Annotated in this window: 17 protein-coding genes, 1 rRNA gene and 2 pseudogenes; 11 read left to right on the forward strand and 9 right to left on the reverse strand. The window is 76.9% G+C overall.

Annotated features, from left to right (window positions below):
- Window positions 1-91, forward strand: a 5S ribosomal RNA gene (rrf, locus tag AB0G14_RS26650); the annotation flags it as partial.
- A gap of 96 nt (window positions 92-187) precedes the next feature.
- Here rrf and AB0G14_RS26655 read toward each other — a convergent pair.
- The 3 genes from AB0G14_RS26655 to AB0G14_RS26665 are packed head-to-tail and all read right to left on the reverse strand — an operon-like array spanning window position 188 to window position 1,558.
- Window positions 188-487 carry a BON domain-containing protein gene (locus tag AB0G14_RS26655; protein WP_357701875.1) on the reverse strand — a complete coding sequence of 100 codons (300 nt, stop codon included), beginning with the start codon at window positions 485-487 and terminating at the stop codon, window positions 188-190.
- 40 nt (window positions 488-527) lie between these two features.
- Window positions 528-1,190, reverse strand: a complete 663-nt coding sequence (locus AB0G14_RS26660; RefSeq protein WP_357701877.1) for an STAS domain-containing protein — start codon at window positions 1,188-1,190, stop codon at window positions 528-530.
- Entirely contained in the window at window positions 1,187-1,558 is a 372-nt protein-coding gene (locus AB0G14_RS26665; RefSeq protein WP_357701880.1) for a GlsB/YeaQ/YmgE family stress response membrane protein, read from the reverse strand. The genes AB0G14_RS26660 and AB0G14_RS26665 overlap by 4 nt, the downstream gene beginning before the upstream one ends.
- 207 nt (window positions 1,559-1,765) lie before the next feature.
- Between AB0G14_RS26665 and AB0G14_RS26670 the strand changes: the two genes are divergently transcribed.
- The 3 genes from AB0G14_RS26670 to AB0G14_RS26680 are packed head-to-tail and all read left to right on the forward strand — an operon-like array spanning window position 1,766 to window position 4,391.
- Entirely contained in the window at window positions 1,766-2,440 is a 675-nt protein-coding gene (locus AB0G14_RS26670) for a response regulator transcription factor (RefSeq protein WP_357701882.1), read from the forward strand.
- The gene (locus tag AB0G14_RS26675) at window positions 2,437-3,792 is read left to right on the forward strand and encodes a HAMP domain-containing sensor histidine kinase (protein WP_357701884.1); all 1,356 of its coding nucleotides are present in this window, start codon (window positions 2,437-2,439) and stop codon (window positions 3,790-3,792) included. The genes AB0G14_RS26670 and AB0G14_RS26675 overlap by 4 nt, the downstream gene beginning before the upstream one ends.
- Entirely contained in the window at window positions 3,789-4,391 is a 603-nt protein-coding gene (locus tag AB0G14_RS26680) for a GerMN domain-containing protein (RefSeq protein ID WP_357701886.1), read from the forward strand. The genes AB0G14_RS26675 and AB0G14_RS26680 overlap by 4 nt, the downstream gene beginning before the upstream one ends.
- A 44-nt stretch (window positions 4,392-4,435) precedes the next feature.
- On the opposite strand, the gene AB0G14_RS26685 is transcribed toward AB0G14_RS26680, so the two are convergent.
- Window positions 4,436-6,136 carry a sulfatase-like hydrolase/transferase gene (locus tag AB0G14_RS26685; protein ID WP_357701889.1) on the reverse strand — a complete coding sequence of 567 codons (1,701 nt, stop codon included), beginning with the start codon at window positions 6,134-6,136 and terminating at the stop codon, window positions 4,436-4,438.
- 79 nt (window positions 6,137-6,215) lie between these two features.
- Window positions 6,216-6,923 (reverse strand): annotated as a pseudogene (locus AB0G14_RS26690) (CDP-alcohol phosphatidyltransferase family protein); the annotation flags it as partial.
- Window positions 6,924-7,015: 92 nt separating this feature from the next.
- On the opposite strand from AB0G14_RS26690, the gene AB0G14_RS26695 reads away from it, so the two are divergent.
- The 7 genes and pseudogenes from AB0G14_RS26695 to AB0G14_RS26725 all read left to right on the forward strand — a co-directional run bounded on the left by AB0G14_RS26695 (window position 7,016) and on the right by AB0G14_RS26725 (window position 12,705).
- Window positions 7,016-7,996 (forward strand): dehydrogenase, encoded by a 981-nt coding sequence (locus AB0G14_RS26695; protein ID WP_357701891.1) that lies wholly within the window; start codon window positions 7,016-7,018, stop codon window positions 7,994-7,996.
- Window positions 7,997-7,999: 3 nt separating this feature from the next.
- On the forward strand, window positions 8,000-8,398 hold the full coding sequence (locus AB0G14_RS26700; protein ID WP_357701894.1) for a 6-carboxytetrahydropterin synthase: 399 nt from the start codon (window positions 8,000-8,002) through the stop codon (window positions 8,396-8,398).
- Between the two features lie 67 nt (window positions 8,399-8,465).
- Window positions 8,466-9,533 carry a glycosyltransferase family 4 protein gene (locus AB0G14_RS26705; protein WP_357701896.1) on the forward strand — a complete coding sequence of 356 codons (1,068 nt, stop codon included), beginning with the start codon at window positions 8,466-8,468 and terminating at the stop codon, window positions 9,531-9,533.
- Entirely contained in the window at window positions 9,530-10,348 is an 819-nt protein-coding gene (locus AB0G14_RS26710; protein ID WP_357701899.1) for a methyltransferase domain-containing protein, read from the forward strand. Before AB0G14_RS26705 ends, AB0G14_RS26710 begins: the two co-directional genes overlap by 4 nt.
- Before the next feature lie 69 nt (window positions 10,349-10,417).
- Window positions 10,418-11,338, forward strand: a pseudogene (locus AB0G14_RS26715) (lysylphosphatidylglycerol synthase domain-containing protein); the annotation flags it as partial.
- Window positions 11,339-11,360: 22 nt separating this feature from the next.
- Entirely contained in the window at window positions 11,361-12,020 is a 660-nt protein-coding gene (gene ribA, locus AB0G14_RS26720) for a GTP cyclohydrolase II (RefSeq protein ID WP_357701901.1), read from the forward strand.
- Window positions 12,013-12,705 carry a dihydrofolate reductase family protein gene (locus tag AB0G14_RS26725; RefSeq protein WP_357701904.1) on the forward strand — a complete coding sequence of 231 codons (693 nt, stop codon included), beginning with the start codon at window positions 12,013-12,015 and terminating at the stop codon, window positions 12,703-12,705. Before ribA ends, AB0G14_RS26725 begins: the two co-directional genes overlap by 8 nt.
- A 107-nt stretch (window positions 12,706-12,812) precedes the next feature.
- Here the strand turns inward: AB0G14_RS26725 and AB0G14_RS26730 are convergent, their stop codons facing one another.
- The 4 genes from AB0G14_RS26730 to AB0G14_RS26745 all read right to left on the reverse strand — a co-directional run bounded on the left by AB0G14_RS26730 (window position 12,813) and on the right by AB0G14_RS26745 (window position 16,416).
- On the reverse strand, window positions 12,813-13,376 hold the full coding sequence (locus tag AB0G14_RS26730; RefSeq protein WP_357701906.1) for a GNAT family N-acetyltransferase: 564 nt from the start codon (window positions 13,374-13,376) through the stop codon (window positions 12,813-12,815).
- An 81-nt stretch (window positions 13,377-13,457) separates the two neighbouring features.
- Entirely contained in the window at window positions 13,458-14,294 is an 837-nt protein-coding gene (locus AB0G14_RS26735; protein ID WP_357461670.1) for an ABC transporter ATP-binding protein, read from the reverse strand.
- 47 nt (window positions 14,295-14,341) lie between these two features.
- Complete coding sequence (locus AB0G14_RS26740) at window positions 14,342-15,367, reverse strand: iron chelate uptake ABC transporter family permease subunit (protein ID WP_357701908.1); 1,026 nt, start codon at window positions 15,365-15,367, stop codon at window positions 14,342-14,344.
- Window positions 15,364-16,416, reverse strand: a complete 1,053-nt coding sequence (locus AB0G14_RS26745; RefSeq protein WP_357701973.1) for an iron chelate uptake ABC transporter family permease subunit — start codon at window positions 16,414-16,416, stop codon at window positions 15,364-15,366. The genes AB0G14_RS26740 and AB0G14_RS26745 overlap by 4 nt, the downstream gene beginning before the upstream one ends.
- Window positions 16,417-16,498 lie beyond the last annotated feature (82 nt).

Below are 16,498 nucleotides of genomic sequence, written 5' to 3' on the forward strand. Positions count from 1 at the left end.
GCCCGGTTACATTCCGAACCCGGAAGCTAAGCCCTCCAGCGCCGATGGTACTGCACTCGGGAGGGTGTGGGAGAGTAGGACACCGCCGGACAATCTTTCGTTCAGGGCCACCCCAACAGGGGTGGCCCTGAACGCATTTGGTCGAGGCCTGGCCGCCACCCGCAGCCCGCCGACGGCACCGCGCCGGTCAGCGGCGGGGACGCCGGGCGCCGGCGAGCCGCAGGGCGTTGCAGACGTCGACGACACCGCGCACGTCCCAGGCGATCTCGGCGGCCACCTGCCGGGCGTCCGGGCCCGCCACGACGCCCGTGAGGATGACGACCCGGTTCTGCGCGTTCACCACGATCTGCTGGCCGCGGGTGGTCCAGTCGCTGCTCAACCGCTGGGCGACCAGCGCGGCCAACCGGGCGTCCTCGTCGTCGGGCGCCGGCCGGGGCGGCTCGGGACGGAACGCGCCCTCGTCCGGGTACGGCCAGGGCATGAACATGTAGGCGTCCTCTCGCCAGAGTGCGGGTGACGGTGTCGGCTCAGCGGGACGGCGTGTCGGCCCGCGTCGGGTGGCCGGCCCGGTCGGGTCCGGCCACGGTGGCCGTCAGCCCGGCGGGCTCGCCCGCCCCGGCCGGGGAGAGCCGCCGGACGGCCTCCTCGGGGCTGACGAAGATCGGGAACAGGCCGTCCAGCCGCATGGTGTGCAGGACGGTGAGGATGAAGCGGGACGGGGCGGCGAGGCAGAGCACGGCGCCGCGTTCGCGGGCGTCGCGGTGGGCCCGGACGAGCAGGCCGAGCCCGTTCGCGTCGATCAGGTGGACCCGGGTCAGGTCGACCACGACGTGCCCGCAGACGTCGACCGCCTGCCGCAGCGCGGTCCGCAGGTCGTCGGCGATGTCGACGTCGATGTCACCGGAGGCGGTCGCCGCGGCGACGTCGTCGAGATGGTCCACCCCCAGCACCCCGCCGGCCACCTGGGTGCCGCGACCGGCCTCGCCGCCGCGCCCGGCGTCCGGGCCGAGGAGGCTGCAGCGGGGGCAGCGGTGCGGGCCCGTCGCGAAGGGCGAGCCGCTCCAGCCGTGCTCGGCGACCAGGGTCCAGACGACCTCGGCGTCCGGCAGGACGCATGCGGTTCCCGTCGTCACGTCTCCGCAGCTGTCGCAGATCAGCGTCATCGAGTTGTCGTCCGGTACGACGGTCATGGTGTCTTCCTCCACGGGAGGTCGGGCGGGGCGACGCGCCGGTCCGCGAACGGTGGCGTCGGCTTGGAGTCGAGGTCCGGCCGCGTCCGGCGGGCCGGCACGGGCGGGCGCCGGGGGCCCGCCGTGGCGGCCACGAGAGCGACGCCGAGGACGGCGGAGCCGGCCGGGACGGCCAGACGCCACAGGCCGGACCGACCGGTGTCGAGGCCGACGATGCGGGCCAGGATGACGCCGAGGACGGCGGTGACGATGCCGGCCACCAGGGCCAGCCAGGCCGGCACCTCCCGCCGGCGGGGGAGCGCCAGCCAGCCCGTCGCGGCGACGAGGAGACCCACGGCGAGTGCGGTGAGGAGACCGGCGACGGTCATCTGCTCCCTCCTCCGCAGGACCGGTCGGCCGACGGCTGCCGCTCCAGCGGGCCCGACCGCGGTGACCGGCGGGCCGGCCCGGTGTCGTCCACCACCCTGGGTGGCGCCCGTGGCGCGCGCCACGCGGTTGTATGACAGTTGCGTGACAAAACCGTCGAACGCCGGACACGGTTGGGCGCTCGCGCCCGCCTTGGGGATGATGCGGGTATGACGGGCGTGCTGGTGATCGAGGACGACGACCGGATCCGTCTGGCGCTGCTGCTCGCGCTCGAGGACGAGGGCTACACCGTCCGGGGGGCGGCCACCGCCGAGGAGGGGCTGCGGATGCAGCGCCAGGATCCGGCCGACAACGTGCTGGTCGACCTGATGCTGCCGGGCCTCGACGGCTTCGAGTGCATCCGACAACTGCGTCGCGACGACGACGTACCCATCGTGGTGGTCAGCGCCCGCGACGACACCCACGACATCGTGGCGGCGTTGGAGGCCGGCGCCGACGACTACGTGGTCAAGCCGGTGGCGGTCAAGGAGCTGTCGGCGCGACTGCGGGCGCTGCGCCGCCGGGCCCGGGCGGTGTCCGCGCCGGTGCCGGTCCTCACGTTCGGTCCCTTGGAGATCAGCCCGGACGCGGGGGAGGTGCGTCGGGCCGGCCGACCGGTGCCGGTGACCCGCACCGAGTTCCGGTTGCTGTGCGAGCTGGCCGAGCACGCCGGCCGGGTGCTGTCGCGCCAGCAGCTGCTCCAGCGGGTCTGGGGCTACGACACCGGTGACGAGCGGCTCGTCGACGTGCACGTGGGCCGGCTGCGGCAGAAGATCGAGGACGACCCGGGCAGCCCCCGGCACCTGGTCACCCTGCGCGGCCTCGGCTACAAGCTGACCCGGTGAGGCGGCTCGGGCTGCGGGCCCGGGTGTCCGCCGGATTCGCCGTCGGCGCGCTGCTGCTGTCGGCGTCCATGGCGCTGGTCTCGTACGAGTTGACCAGGCGGTCCCTGCTCGACGAGCGGGAGCGCACCGCGGTGCGGGCGGCGTACTTCGACGCGGCGGTGGTGCGTGCCGGGCTGGACACGGAGGACCCCGACGTCGTGGAGGTGCTGCGGTCCCTCGACACCGGCGGCAACCGCCGACCGCTGTTGCACCGCGGCGACGACTGGTACGCCCGCAACGCCGACGCCGGCCTGACCGCCGCGATCCCGGGCGACCTGCAACAGCTCGTCCGGGCGGGGGAGCCGGCCGTGCAGCGGGTGCGGGTCAACGGCCAGCCCACCCTGCTCGTCGGCCTGCCGCTGGCCCCGTCCACCAGCTACTACGAGCTGACCTCGCTGCGCGAGCTGGACGAGACCCTCCAGGTCCTGGCGCTCGCGCTGACCGCCGTCGCCATCGTGGTCGCCGGCTCCGGCGCCGCCCTGGGCTGGTACGCCACCCGGCACAGCCTGCGCCCGTTGACCGCGGTGGCCGACGCCGCCCAGGAGATCGCCGACGGCAACTTCTCCGCCCGGCTCGCGCCGACCACCGACCCGGACCTCACCCGCCTCTCCACGTCGTTCAACCACATGGTCGACCAGCTCTCCCAGCGCATCGAGCGGGACCGCCGCTTCGCCGCCGATGTCAGCCACGAGCTGCGCTCGCCGCTGCAGACCCTGGCGGCGGCGGCCAGCGTCCTGGCCCGCCGCCGGGAGCACCTCGACGACCGGACCGCCACCGCCGCCGGCCTGGTGGCCGACGAGATCACCCGGTTCCAGCAGCTGGTCAACGACCTGATCCAGCTCGCCCGCAGCGACCAGCCGGCGGACCGGGGGCCGGTCGACGTGGCGGCGCTGGCCCGCCGGGTGTGCCAGGCGCGCGGGCTGCCGGGCACGCTCGTGCACGCGGCCGGCGGGGCCGCCACGACCTGGCTGGTCGATCAGCGCCGCGTCGAGCAGATCCTGGCCAACCTGGTCGACAACGCGGTCCGCCACGGCGGTGGCCCGGTGGCGGTGCGGCTGTCGCAGCGGGGCGGGACGGGCATCGTCGAGGTCGACGACGAGGGGCCGGGCGTGCCCCCGGCCGACCGGGACGTCGTCTTCGACCGTTTCGTCCGTGGCCGTGCCGCGCACGCCCGCGCGGCCGGCGACGGCACCGGCCTCGGGCTCGCCATCGTCGCCCAGCACGCCGCCGCGCACCGGGGACGCGCTGGTGTGGGCGACCGCCCCGGCGGAGGCGCCCGCTTCCGCGTCGAGCTGCCCGGAGTGTCATCGTGAGCCGCCGCGCGCGCCGGCCGGTACGGTGCCGGGGCACCGGTGCTGCGCTCGTCGCCCTCGGGCTGCTCGTCGGCTGCGGCGTCCCGACGGAGGACGCCCCCCGCACCGTGGCGCCCCCGCCCGGACCGTTCCCCACCTCGGGCACGGTCGTGGCGACCCCGACCCCGACCCTGACAGCGGGGCGGGCGACGGCGGTGCTCTGCTTCGTCCGCGACGACCATCTGGTGCCCGTCGAGCGCCGGGTGGACGCCACGCCCACCGTCGACGCCCAGCTCCAGCAACTGCTCGCCGGCCCGACCGCCGCCGAGCGCGACAGCGGCCTCAGCACCGCCCTGCCGGGGGCCGTCGCGGCCGCCGTCGCCCGGCCTCGGGGCACCGAGGTCGAGGTCGACGTCGGTGAGGCCGGTGACGAGACGGGGCGCAGCGACGAGGTCCTCGCCTTCGGCCAGATCGTCTGCACCCTGACCGCCCGCTCCGACGTCGACACCGTGGCGTTCCTGCGGGGTGGGGCGCCGCTCGGGGTGCCGCGCGCCGACGGGTCGCTGTCCCGGCGCCCCCTCACCGTCGCCGACTACGCCGACCTCGTCGCGCCCCGGTGACGGCCGGCCTCCCCGCCAGGCGGAGCTCCCTGGGGTGCCGGGGGTCATCCGCTGAAGGCGGTCAGGAACCGGTCGCGGAAGGCGTCCATGGGCCAGACCGGGGCGCCCGGGTCGGGCCGCAGGCCGTCGGTCCAGCCCCAGCCCGCGATCCGGTCCAGCACGGCCGGATCGCGGGCGACGACGGTGACCGGCACGTCCCTGCCGGCGCCGTCGCCGGTGACGACCGGGGCGGGCTGGTGGTCGCCGAGGAAGACCAGCACGAGGTCGTCGTCGCCGTGTCGCTCCACATAGGACACCAGGGCGGCCAGCGAGTATCCGACGGCCCGGCGGTAGCCGGCACGCGCCTGCGACGACGGGCTCTCCTCGGTCGCCCCGTGGAAAACGCTGCCGTCGCCGACCGCCGCCCAGTCGACCAGCCGGGGGATCTTCGTCCAGGGGGAGTGGCTCGACACGAGCGCGATCTCGGCCATCACCGGCGCCCGGTCCACCCGAGCCCGCTCCAGGCGCTCGAAGGCGGCCAGCGTGTACTGGTCGGGCATCGGGGCGTAGCCGAACCTCGGCCCCCGGTAGCCGAGGCCGCGACCGTCGTAGAAGCGCTGGTAGCCGAAGAAGGCGCCCTCCGGCCAGGGCCGGGTGGCGGCCGGCATCACGCCCACCGTGCGCCAGCCGGCCCGCCGGAAGGCGCCGCCCAGCGTCAACCGGTCGCTGGCCAGTAGGCTGCGGTGCCGCTGCTCGTTGTCGATCCACAGCCCGGACAGCAGCGTGGCGTGGGCCAGCCAGCTGCCGCCGCCGACCGTCGACGAGGTGAGGAAGCCGCTGCGGGAGGCGTAGCCGGCCGCGCGCAGGCGGCGGTCCCCGTCGGCGAGCACCGCGCCGACGGCCGGGGCGAACTCCGGGTCCTCCACCGCGTCGCGGCCGTAGCTCTCCACGAAGGCGACCATCACGTCCTTGCCCCGCAGCGCGGTCAGCAGCCGGTCGCCGGGGACGTCCCGGAACGGATCGGCCCCGACCTGGGCCGCGAAGACCTCCCGGTCCCGCAGCCGGGCGCGTACCTGGCGCGCGTGGCCGCCGACCAGGTCGGTGGCGGCGGTGTCGGCGACCGGTACGCCGGGGACGATCCGCACGCCGAACGCGGCGCAGGCCAGCCACACGACCACCAGCGCCGCAACTCCCCGCCGCGTGGCCGTGCGGCGCCGGACCAGCAGGCGGGTCAGCCGCAGCACGGACCGCGCCGTCCCGACGACCGGGGCGGCGAGCAGCAGCACGGCCGCGACGACCGCGCCGGTCGCGCCCGCCCGGCCCATCGAGTCGGTGAGGAACCCGACGGCGTCGTCGAGCAGCGCCCAGTCGAGCACCATGTCGAACGGGCGGCCGAGCGCCGCGAGGAAGCCCAGGTCGGCGACCTTCAGCACGGTCAGCAGGCCGAGCAGCGCGCCGGCGAGCGCCGCCACCGGCCGCCGTGCCCGCGCCGGCAGGGCGAGCAGCAGGGCGACGGCGAGCAGCCCCTCCAGAGGGATCCGCACGAACCCGCCGGGCGTGAGCCGACCGGGCTGGTGCGGCACGGTCAGGGCGGCCAGCACCAGCAGGGCGGCCGACGCGGTGGTCGCCCGCGCCGCGACCCGGCGAGCCCCGGCCGCCCTGGGGGTACGCGCCGTCGAGTCGCGGTCGGTCGGCGCGGGCGAGCGGCGGTCGGTCGCGGGCGGCGGCGGGCCCGGGTGCCGCGCGGGCGAGCGGCGGTCAGTCACGGGCGGCGACCAGTTCCCGGCGTACCGGCGACGGCCGCGCGCCGACCGGGCTCGCCGCCCCGGGCCGCCGGGGCGGGGCAGGTCGGGCGGGCCGGTGCCGCCACAACCAGCCGACGTCGCGGCCGAACGACTCGACGAGCAGGGCCAGCGCCACCACCAGCACGAGTGCGGTCCCCGAACCCGGCAGTACCCCGGCCGCCGCCACCAGCAGCAGGACGCCCTGCGCCGCCGCGACGACCTTGCGCCAGTACCGCGCGGGCAGCGGCCGGCGCATCCAGGGCAGCGCCCAGCCCGCGGCGACGAAGGCGTACCGCATGGCGCCGAGGAGGAGCACCCAGCCGCCCGCGGCCGGTGCGACGTGCAGGCCGAGGACGAGGATGAGGAACGCGTCGACCTCCATGTCGAAGCGCGCCCCGAGCGCACTGGCGGTGCCCGTACGCCGGGCCACGTACCCGTCGACCGCGTCGAGCGCCAGGGCCACGGCGGTGAGGGCGACCAGCACCCCCACCGGCGCGGCCCGGTCGACGGCGGCCGGGAGCGCGTCCACGGTCAGCGCCGTCACGCCGCCGACGAGGAGGGCCCGGGCCAGCGTCACCCGGTCGGCGGGCCCGAGGATGCGCCCCGCCGCGCGGCTTAGCCCCCGGCTGAGCGCCAGGCACAGCACCGCCCCGTACGTGGTTCCGGCGAGCCAGCCCGCCGGCCCGAGGCCGACCGTGCCGGCCAGCCCCACCAGCAGGACGATCTGGACGACGAACCCGATTGCCGGGCCTTTTCGAACCGTGGGCACCGTGCCTCCGTGTCTATGATCGATGACTCTCGACAGGAACTACGGGAAATGCAGTCGTCCGGTTCGCTCCGGACGCGGGTGAGGGGGAGCCGGTGACCCGCGAGGCGCGCGCCTTCTGGCTCCGTACGCCCGGCGAGGGCGAGATCCGAACGGCGCCGCTGCCCGTCCCCGGCCCCGGCGAGGTGCTCGTGCGCAGCCGCTACTCCGGTGTCAGCCGGGGCACCGAGACCCTGGTCTTCGCCGGCCGCGTTCCCGCCGACCAGTACTCGGCGATGCGCGCGCCGTTCCAGGAGGGCGACTTCCCGGCGCCGGTGAAGTACGGCTACCTCAGCGTGGGCGTGGTCGAGCAGGGGCCGGCCGAGCTGCGCGGCCGGACGGTGTTCTGCCTGCACCCGCACCAGACGGCGTACGTGGTCCCGGCCGAGGCGGTGGTGCCCGTACCGGATGCGGTGCCGCCGGCCCGCGCGGTGCTCGCCGGGACCGTGGAGACCGCGGTGAACGCGCTCTGGGACGCCGCGCCCCTGGTCGGCGACCGGGTGAGCGTGGTCGGCGGCGGCATGGTCGGCTGCTGCGTCGCGGCCCTGCTCGCCCGCTTCCCCGGCGTGCGGGTCGAGCTGGTCGACGCCGACCCGGCCCGGGCGGAGGTCGCCGCCGCGCTCGGCGTCGGGTTCGCCCCACCCGCGCGGGCCGCCGGCGGGCGGGACCTCGTGGTACACGCGAGCGCCACCGCCGCCGGCCTGCGGCGGTCGCTGGAGCTGCTCCGCCCCGAGGGCACGGTCGTGGAGCTGAGCTGGTACGGCGACCGGACCGTCGACCTGGCGCTGGGCGGGGCGTTCCACTCCGGACGGTTGACCATCCGCGGCAGCCAGGTGGGCGCGGTCGCGCCGGCCCGGCGGGACAGCCGCACCTTCGCCGACCGGCTGGCGCTGGCCCTGGACCTGCTGGCCGATCCCGCCTTCGACGCGCTGCTGACCGGGGAGTCCCCGTTCGCGGAGCTGCCCGACGTGCTCGCCCGCCTGGCCGCGGGCAGCCTGCCCGCGCTGTGCCACCTCATCACCTACGACGGGGAGTGATCCGTGTTCAGCGTTACCGTCCGTGACCACATGATGATCGCGCACAGCTTCCGCGGCGAGGTGTTCGGCCCGGCGCAGCGCCTGCACGGGGCGACCTTCGTCGTCGACGCCACCTTTCGCCGCGCCGACCTCGACGCCGACGGCGTCGTCGTCGACATCGGACTGGCCACCGAGCAGCTCAGGGCCGTGCTCGGGGAGCTGACCTACCGCAATCTGGACGACGAGCCGGCCTTCGCCGGGGTGAACACGACCACGGAGGTGCTCGCCCGGACGGTCGCCGACCGCCTCGCCGCGCGGGTGCGGGCCGGCGACCTCGGCGCGGGCGCCCACGCGCTCGCCGGCATCACCGTCACGCTGCACGAGTCGCACGTCGCCTGGGCCAGCTACGAGCGGCCCCTCTGAGGCCCGCGTGGGCGACCACGGGGCCGCAGCGGGCGGAAGCGGGGCCGCGCCGGGCGGAGGCGGGGGCGTGGCGGGTCCGACCGTCGCCCGGCGCCGCCGGGCGACCGTGCACGTCGTGCTGCCGAACGACATCGACGACCCGGCCACGCCGAGCGGCGGCAACACGTACGACCGCCGGCTCTGCCGGGGCCTGTCGGCGGCCGGCTGGGCGGTCCGGGAGCACGCCGTGACCGGCGACTGGCCCCATCCCGACGCGACCGCGCGCGCCGGGCTCGCCCGGCTGCTCGCGGCGCTGCCCGACGGGGCGGTGGTCCTGCTCGACGGACTGGTCGCCTCGTCCGCGCCGCAGGCGCTGACCCCGCAGGGCCGGCGGTTGCGCCTCGTCGTCGTCGTGCACCTGCCGCTGGAGCACGACGCCGAGGGCGCGGCCCTGAGAGCCGCCGTCGCGGTGGTCACCACCAGCGAGTGGACCCGGCGGCGGCTGCTCGACCGGTACGCGCTGCCCGCCGACCGGGTGCACGTCGTCCCGCCGGGTGTCGACCCGGCACCGCCCGCGCCCGGGACGCCGGTCGGCGGGAACCTGCTCTGCGTCGCGGCGGTGGCTCCGCACAAGGGGCACGACGTGCTGGTGGAGGCCCTGGTGGCGGTCGCCGACCTGCCGTGGGACTGCGTCTGCGTGGGCGCGCTGACCCGGGACCCGGGGTTCGTGGCGCGGCTGCGCCGGCAGGTGGTCGGGCACGGCCTCGCCGACCGGGTGCGCCTGGTCGGCCCGCGCACCGGGGCGGCCCTCGACGCCGCGTACGCCGCCGCCGACCTGCTGGTGCTGGCCTCGCGCCGGGAGACGTACGGGATGGTGGTCACCGAGGCGCTCGCGCGCGGGATCCCGGTGCTGGGCACCGCCGCCGGCGGGCTGCCCGAGGCCCTGGGCCGCGCGCCGGACGGCGTGCCGCCGGGCCTGCTGGTGCCGCCCGACGACCCGGCGGCCCTGGCCGGCGCCCTGCGGCGCTGGCTCGGCGAGCCGAGGCTGCGCCAGCGGCTGCGGCGGGCGGCGCGCGACCGGCGGGACACGCTCGACGGCTGGCCGGTCGCCGCGACGGTGGCGGGCGCCGTGCTGGAAGGGGTGACGACCGCATGACCGTGGAGTTGCCGCCGCACTTCGCGGACTGGCTGACGCTGCGCGAGCCCGCCGACGCGGCGGCCCGCGCCGGGGACCTGGTGGACCTCGCCCGCCGCCGGTTGACCCCTGGGCCGCTGGTCGTGCACGACCTCGGCACGGGCACCGGGTCGATGGGTCGCTGGCTGGCCCCGCGACTGCCCGGGCCGCAGCACTGGGTCCTGCACGACCAGGACGCCGACCTGCTGGCCCGCGCGGCCGCCGGGCTGCCCCGGGCCGCCGACGGTGGCCCGGTCACCGCCGAGGTCCGGCGCGGCGACCTCACCCGGCTGACCGCCGCCGACCTGGCCGGCGCGTCGCTGGTGACCGCGTCCGCGCTGCTGGACATGTTCACCGCCGAGGAGGTCGAGCGCCTCGTCGCGGCCTGCGCCGGGGCCGGCCGCCCGACACTGCTGGCCCTCTCGGTGACCGGCCGGGTGCGGCTCACCCCGGCCGACCCGTGGGACGCGGAGATCGCCGCCGCGTTCAACGACCACCAGCGCCGCACGGTCGGCTGGCGCGCCCTGCTCGGGCCCGACGCCGTCGACGCCTGCGCGGCGGCGTTCGCCCGGCACGGCGTCGACGTGGCGCTGCGGCCCAGCCCGTGGCGGCTCGGCCCGGAGCAGGCCGCGCTGGCCGTCGAGTGGTTCACCGGCTGGCTCGACGCCGCCCGCGAGCAGCGGCCCGAGCTGGTCGGCCCGACCCGGGCGTACGCCCGCCGGCGCCGCGCCGAGATCGCCGCCGGCCGGCTCGGCGTGCTGGTCGACCACCTGGACCTGCTGGCGGGGTGTGGCTGAACCCGGGAGGTGTCCGGTGCGTGCCTACCGACAGGAAGACCGCCGAGGGAGGGCCGAGGTGGAGGCGACGTGACCGCGCCGGCGCGGCGGTTCGGGGCGTGGGCGCCGGCCCTCGGCGGCCTGGCCGTGCTCCTCGTGCTGCTGGGCTGGCTGGGCGCCGGCCCGTTCCTCGACGGGCTCCGGCTGATCGACGCCCCGGCGCTGGCCGCCGCACTCGCCATCGGGGCGGTGACCACCGTCTGCTGCGCCTGGCGGTGGAGCCTGGTGGCCGGGGGACTGGGGGTGCGGCTGCCGCTGCCGACCGCGGTCGCGCACTGCTACCGCGCGGTGTTCCTCAACGCGACGCTCCCCGGCGGCGTGCTGGGTGACGTGCACCGGGCGGTGCGGCACGGCCGCGACGTCGGCGACGTCGGCCGGGGCGTCCGCGCGGTGGTCTGGGAGCGCACGGCCGGGCAGGTGGTGCTGGCCGCCGTCGCGGTGGTCGTGCTCGCCGCGTTCCCCTCCCCGGTCCGGCCGTACCTGCCGGCCGTCGGCGCGCTGCTGGTGGCGGCCGGGCTCGGCGCCGCCGTGCTGGCCCGCGCGCTGCCCACCACCGGGCCGTCGCGGTGGGCGCGGGCGGTCCGCGCGGCGACGGCCGACGTCCGGGCCGGGCTGCTCGGCCGCCGGACCTGGCTGGGGGTGCTCGTGGCGTCCACCGTGGCCGTCGCCGGCCACCTGGCCACGTTCGTGCTGGCCGCACGCACCGCGGGCTCCACCGCGCCGCTGACCCTGCTGGTGCCGCTGACGCTGCTGGCCCTGCTGGCCATGGGGGTGCCGGCGAACGTCGCCGGCTTCGGCCCCCGGGAGGGCGTGGCCGCGTGGGCCTTCGGCGCCGCCGGCCTGACCGCCGCCGAGGGCGTGGCCACCGCGGTGGTGTACGGGGCCCTGGTGCTCGTCGCGAGTCTTCCCGGCGCCGCCGTCCTGGTGGCCCGTCGTGTCCGCGTGCCCGCCGCACCGTCTGACGAGGAGTCCGATGTCCGAAACCCCGCCCGCCGCCACGGTCCGTCGGCAGGTCACGGTCCCGTTGAGGTTCCCCGACGGATACGCCACCACCGCACGGGTGTTCTCCTTCGACGGCCTGGCCGACGGCCGGGAACACCTCGCGTTCGGCCTCGGTGACCGGGCCGGCCCGCGCGACCGTGGGGCGGCGCCCCCGTCGTCGCCGCCGCTGGTGCGCCCGCACAGCGAGTGTCTGACCGGGGACGTGTTCGGCAGCCAGCGCTGCGACTGCGGCCCACAGTTGCGCGAGGCGGTCGAACGCATCGCCGGCGCCGGCGGCTACCTGCTCTACCTGCGCCAGGAGGGACGCGGCATCGGCCTGTACGCCAAGCTCGACGCGTACGCGCTGCAGGACGCCGGGCTGGACACGTACGAGGCGAACCTGGCGCTGGGGCACCGGCCCGACGAGCGGGACTACACCGTGGCCGCGCAGATGCTCGCCGCCCTGGACGTGGACCGGGTCGCGCTGCTGAGCAACAACCCGGACAAGGCGGCGCAGCTCGGCCGCCTCGGGGTGGTGGTCGCCTCGCGGGTCGCCACCGGGGTCTACCTGTCCCCGGCCAACGCCGGCTACCTGGCGGCGAAGGCCAGCCACGGCGACCACACCCTCGACCTCCCGCTCGTCCGTGACTGAGCGCCCGTACGTCCTGCTCAGCTGCGCGACGTCGATGGACGGCTACCTGGACGACGCGAGCGGGCAGCGGCTGGTGCTGTCCAACGAGGCCGACCTGGACCGGGTCGACGAGGTCCGGGCCGGCTGCGACGCGATCCTGGTCGGCGCGGGCACGGTCCGGCGGGACAACCCGCGCCTGCTGGTCCGCTCCGCACGGCGCCGCGCCGCCCGCCTCGCCCGCGGCCTGCCGGCCTCACCGCTCAGGGTGACGTGGACGGGCTGCGGCGACCTGGACCCGGCCGCCCGGCTCTTCACCACCGGCGACACCGAGCGGATCGTCCACTGCGCCACCTCGACGGTGGAGAAGACCGCGGACCGGCTGGCCGGCCTGGCCACGGTGGTGGACGCGGGCGAGCCCGTGGACCCGGCGCGGGCGCTGGCCGACCTCGCCGCGCGGGGCGTGCGCCGGCTGATGGTGGAGGGCGGGGCGAGCGTGCTCGCGCAGTTCCTCACCGCCGGCCTCGCCGACGAGTTGCACCTGGTGGTGGCCCCGTTCTTCGTCGGCGACCGCCGGGCGCCCCGGTTCGTCGGCGACGGCCGCTTCCCGTGGCACCCCGGCCGCCGCGCCCGGGTGGCGGAGGCCCGCCAGATCGGCGACGTGGTGCTGATCCGCTACGCCCTCTCGGCGCGGTGCGACGGGGGCTGAGCCCACCCGGCGTCGCCCGGGCGCCCGCCGGCCGGACTGCGCACGGCCGCGCCTGGTGGCACGCGGGGCGCGGCCCCGTCGCCCGGACCCGGGGGCGCCTCCGGCGGTCAGCGGCGTGCCTCGAACGACTCCCGGTCGAGGAACATCAGCCGGGCCCGCTTGTCGGGCAGGTCGATCAGCGGGCCGGCGACGAAGCCGGTGCGCAGCAGCCGGTCCACCGCCTTGTCGTTGCGCGCGTCCGGTTCCATCACGATCCGCCGGCGCAGCGGGTCGGCGAAGACGAAGCCGAGGAACACGTCCAGCAGCGCGCCCGTGAAGCCCCGCTCGGTCGTGGTCGGCGGGCCGATCAGCAGGTGCGCCCCGTGGTCGCCGGGCCGGACGTCGTAGCACCGGCCGACCGGGTCGGCCGCCGGCTCGTACGTCTGGAACAGCGCGACCGGCACGCCGTCGCGGTGCACCAGCCACGCGTGGTGGGTGGTCAGCGAGTCCAGGTAGCGGTAGATCTCGGCGACCCGCTCGCGACCGGCGTCGCGCATGCCCCAGAACCGGGCCCGTTCCTCGCTGACCCAACCGTGGATCAGGTCGACGTCGCTGTCCGGGTCGACGGGGCGGATCGTGACCCGGCCGAACCCGTCGACGTCCTGTCCGTAGGTGTTGGTCGCCTCACGCATCGCGCCCACCGTACGACGATTCCGGTCGATGCGCACGGACGCGGCCCGCCGCGTGGCGCCCGGCCGGCGCGAGGCGGGGGCTCACGCGGGGTCCCCGCCGGCGACCGCGACCGCCGGGGCGCCCGCGCCGGCCCGGCGGCGGGCGGCGGGGACGACCAGGGGGGTGCCGGTCTCCGGGTCGTCGATGACCCGGCAGGGCAGCCGGAAGACCTCCTCGACCAGCTCCGCGGTGACCACCTCCCGGGGCGGGCCGGCGGCGACCACCCGCCCGTCGCGCATCGCGATCAGGTGCGTCGCGTAGCGGGCGGCGTGGTTGAGGTCGTGCAGCACCGCCACCAGGGTGCGGCCCTGCTCCTCGTGCAGCCGGGCGCAGAGGTCGAGGATCTCGATCTGGTGGGCGATGTCCAGGTAGGTGGTCGGCTCGTCCAGCAGCAGCAGGGGCGTCTGCTGGGCCAGCGCCATCGCGATCCACACCCGCTGCCGCTGCCCGCCGGACAGCTCGTCGACCGGCCGGTCGGCCAGGTCGGCCACCCCGGTCGCGGCCATCGACTCGGCGACCACCCGCTCGTCCTCGCGCGACCACTGCCGCAGCAGCCCCTGGTGCGGGTACCGGCCGCGCGCGACGAGTTCGGCGACGCCGATGCCGTCCGGGGCGACGGACGTCTGCGGCAGCAGGCCGAGGGTGCGCGCGACGCCCCGGGCCGGCAGCCGGTGGATGTCCTCCCCGTCCAGCAGCACCGCCCCGGCCGTCGGCTTCAGCAGCCGGGACAGGGCGCGCAGCAGGGTCGACTTGCCGCAGGCGTTGGGGCCGATGATGACGGTGAAGGAGCGGTCGGGCACGGCGACGCTCAGGTCCTCGGCGATGGTCCGCCGTTCGTAGGCGAGGGTCATCGCGCTGCCGCTCAGCCGGGACTGCATGCTCCGTGCTCCGTTCTCGTCGTGGGTGGCCCGCCGGCCGTCCGCGCTCACAGCCGGCCGGCCCGGCGTTCGGTGGCGAGCAGCCAGATCAGATAGGCGCCGCCCAGCACCCCGGTCACCACGCCCACCGGCAGTTGGTGCCCGGGGAACGCGCGTACCGCGAGTTGGTCGGCGGCGACCAGCAGCACCGCCCCGACGGCCGCCGACGGCAGCAGGTTCGGCCCCGGCGCCCGGGTCAGCCGCCGGGCCAGGTGCGGCGCGGTGAGCGCCACGAAGTTCACCGGCCCGGCGGCGGCCGCGGCGAGGGAGACCAGCAGCACCGCCGCCGCCAGCACGACCAGGCGCACCCGCTCCACGCGTACGCCGAGGGCGGCGGCGGTGTCGTCGCCCATCTCGACCAGGCGCAGGGCCGGCCCGAAGCCGACCAGCACCACCGGCACCAGCACCGCCAGCGCGATCAGCAGGGGGACCACGTTCACCCAGCCCCGCCCGTCCAGGCTGCCGGTGAGCCAGAGCACGGCGCGGGCGGCGTCCATCAGCTGGGCCCGGGTCAGCAGCCAGCCGTTGACGCCGGTGAGGATCGCCATGGTGCCGATGCCGACCAGGATCAGCCGGAACCCGTGCACGCCGCGCCGCCAGGCCAGCGCGTACACCAGCACGCCGGTGGCGAGGCCGCCGATCACCGCCGCCGAGGCCAGCAGCATGCTGCTGCCGCCGAGCACGACCACGACCAGCGCGCCGGTCGACGCGCCCTGGGTGAAGCCGAGCATGTCGGGGCTGCCCAGCGGGTTGCGGACCAGCGACTGGAAGACCGCGCCGGCCAGGGCGAGCGCGGCGCCGACGCAGAGCGCGGTCACCAGCCGGGGCAGCCGCAGCTCGGTGACGATGAACTCCTCGGCCGGGCTGCCCCGGCCGGCGAGGGCGCGCAGCACGTCGGCGGGGCTCATCGGGTAGTCGCCGTTGCCGATGGCGAGCACGCTCAGCGCCAGGGCGAGCACCACGCAGGTGAGGCCGACGGCGATGGCGCGGGGGCGCAGCCGCAGGGACACTCCGGGGGTGCGGATGGTGATCACGGGTGGGCCACCCGCCCGCGCAGCACCAGCCAGAGGAAGAGCGGCCCGCCCGCCACGGCGGTCACCATGCCGACCTGGAGCTCGCCGGGCCGGCTCAGCACCCGGCCCAGCACGTCGGCGCCGAGCAGCAGCACCGGGGCGAGCACCGCGCAGTACGGCAGCAGCCAGCGCAGGTCCGGCCCGGTGAGCGCGCGGACCAGGTGCGGCACGAGCAGACCGACGAAGACGATCGGCCCGCAGGCCGCCGTGGCGGCGCCGCAGAGCAGCGTGATCGCCACGATGACGGTGCCCCGGACGAGGGCCGGCCGGGCGCCGAGCGCGCGCGCCGCGTCGTCGCCGAGCGCCAGCGCGTTGAGCGCGCGGGTGGCGGCCAGGGCGACCAGCAGGCCCGCCGCGACGAACGGTGCGACCGTGCGCACGGTCGATGCCTCGGCGCTGGCCAGCGAACCGACCGTCCAGAACCGCAGCCGTTCCAGCGACGCCGTGTCGAGCAGCATCACCGCGCTGACGTACGAGTAGAGGGTGGCGTTCAGCGCCGCGCCGGCCAGCGCCAGCCGGGCGGGGGTGGCCCCGCGCCCGCCGCCGACGAGGTAGACGGCGGCGGTGACGACGGCCGCGCCGAGCAGCGCGAACCAGACCTGGCCGCCGACGCCGCCGATGCCGAGCAGCGCCGCCGCGCTGGCCACCGCCGCCGAGGCGCCGGCGTTGATGCCGAGCAGCCCGGGGTCGGCCAGCGGGTTGCGGGTCAGCGCCTGCATCACCGCGCCGGCCACGCCGAGCGCCGCGCCGGCGAGCAGGCCGAGCAGCGTACGCGGCAGCCGCATCCGGTGCACGACGGCGTACTCGGCGGCGTCGCGGTGCAGTAGGCCCTGCCACACGTCGGTGAGCGGGAGCTGCTTGGCGCCCACGGCGATGCTGAGTACCGCGACGGCGACGAGCAGCAGCGCCGACGCGGCGAGGCCGGCGGCCCGCAGCGCGGCGCGGCCACGTCGGGGCGTGACGGGTGGTGCCGGTGGCGCGCCGATGCGTGAGGTGAGGGTGGCGGACAGTGTGGGCTCCGATGTGGTGCGTGATTCCGGGCGGGGCTTGACAGCGATTTAGGTTAGGTTAACCTAACCCCGCTGTCCACGG

The organism is Micromonospora sp. NPDC023814 (genome assembly GCF_040639595.1).
Lineage (GTDB): Bacteria > Actinomycetota > Actinomycetes > Mycobacteriales > Micromonosporaceae > Micromonospora.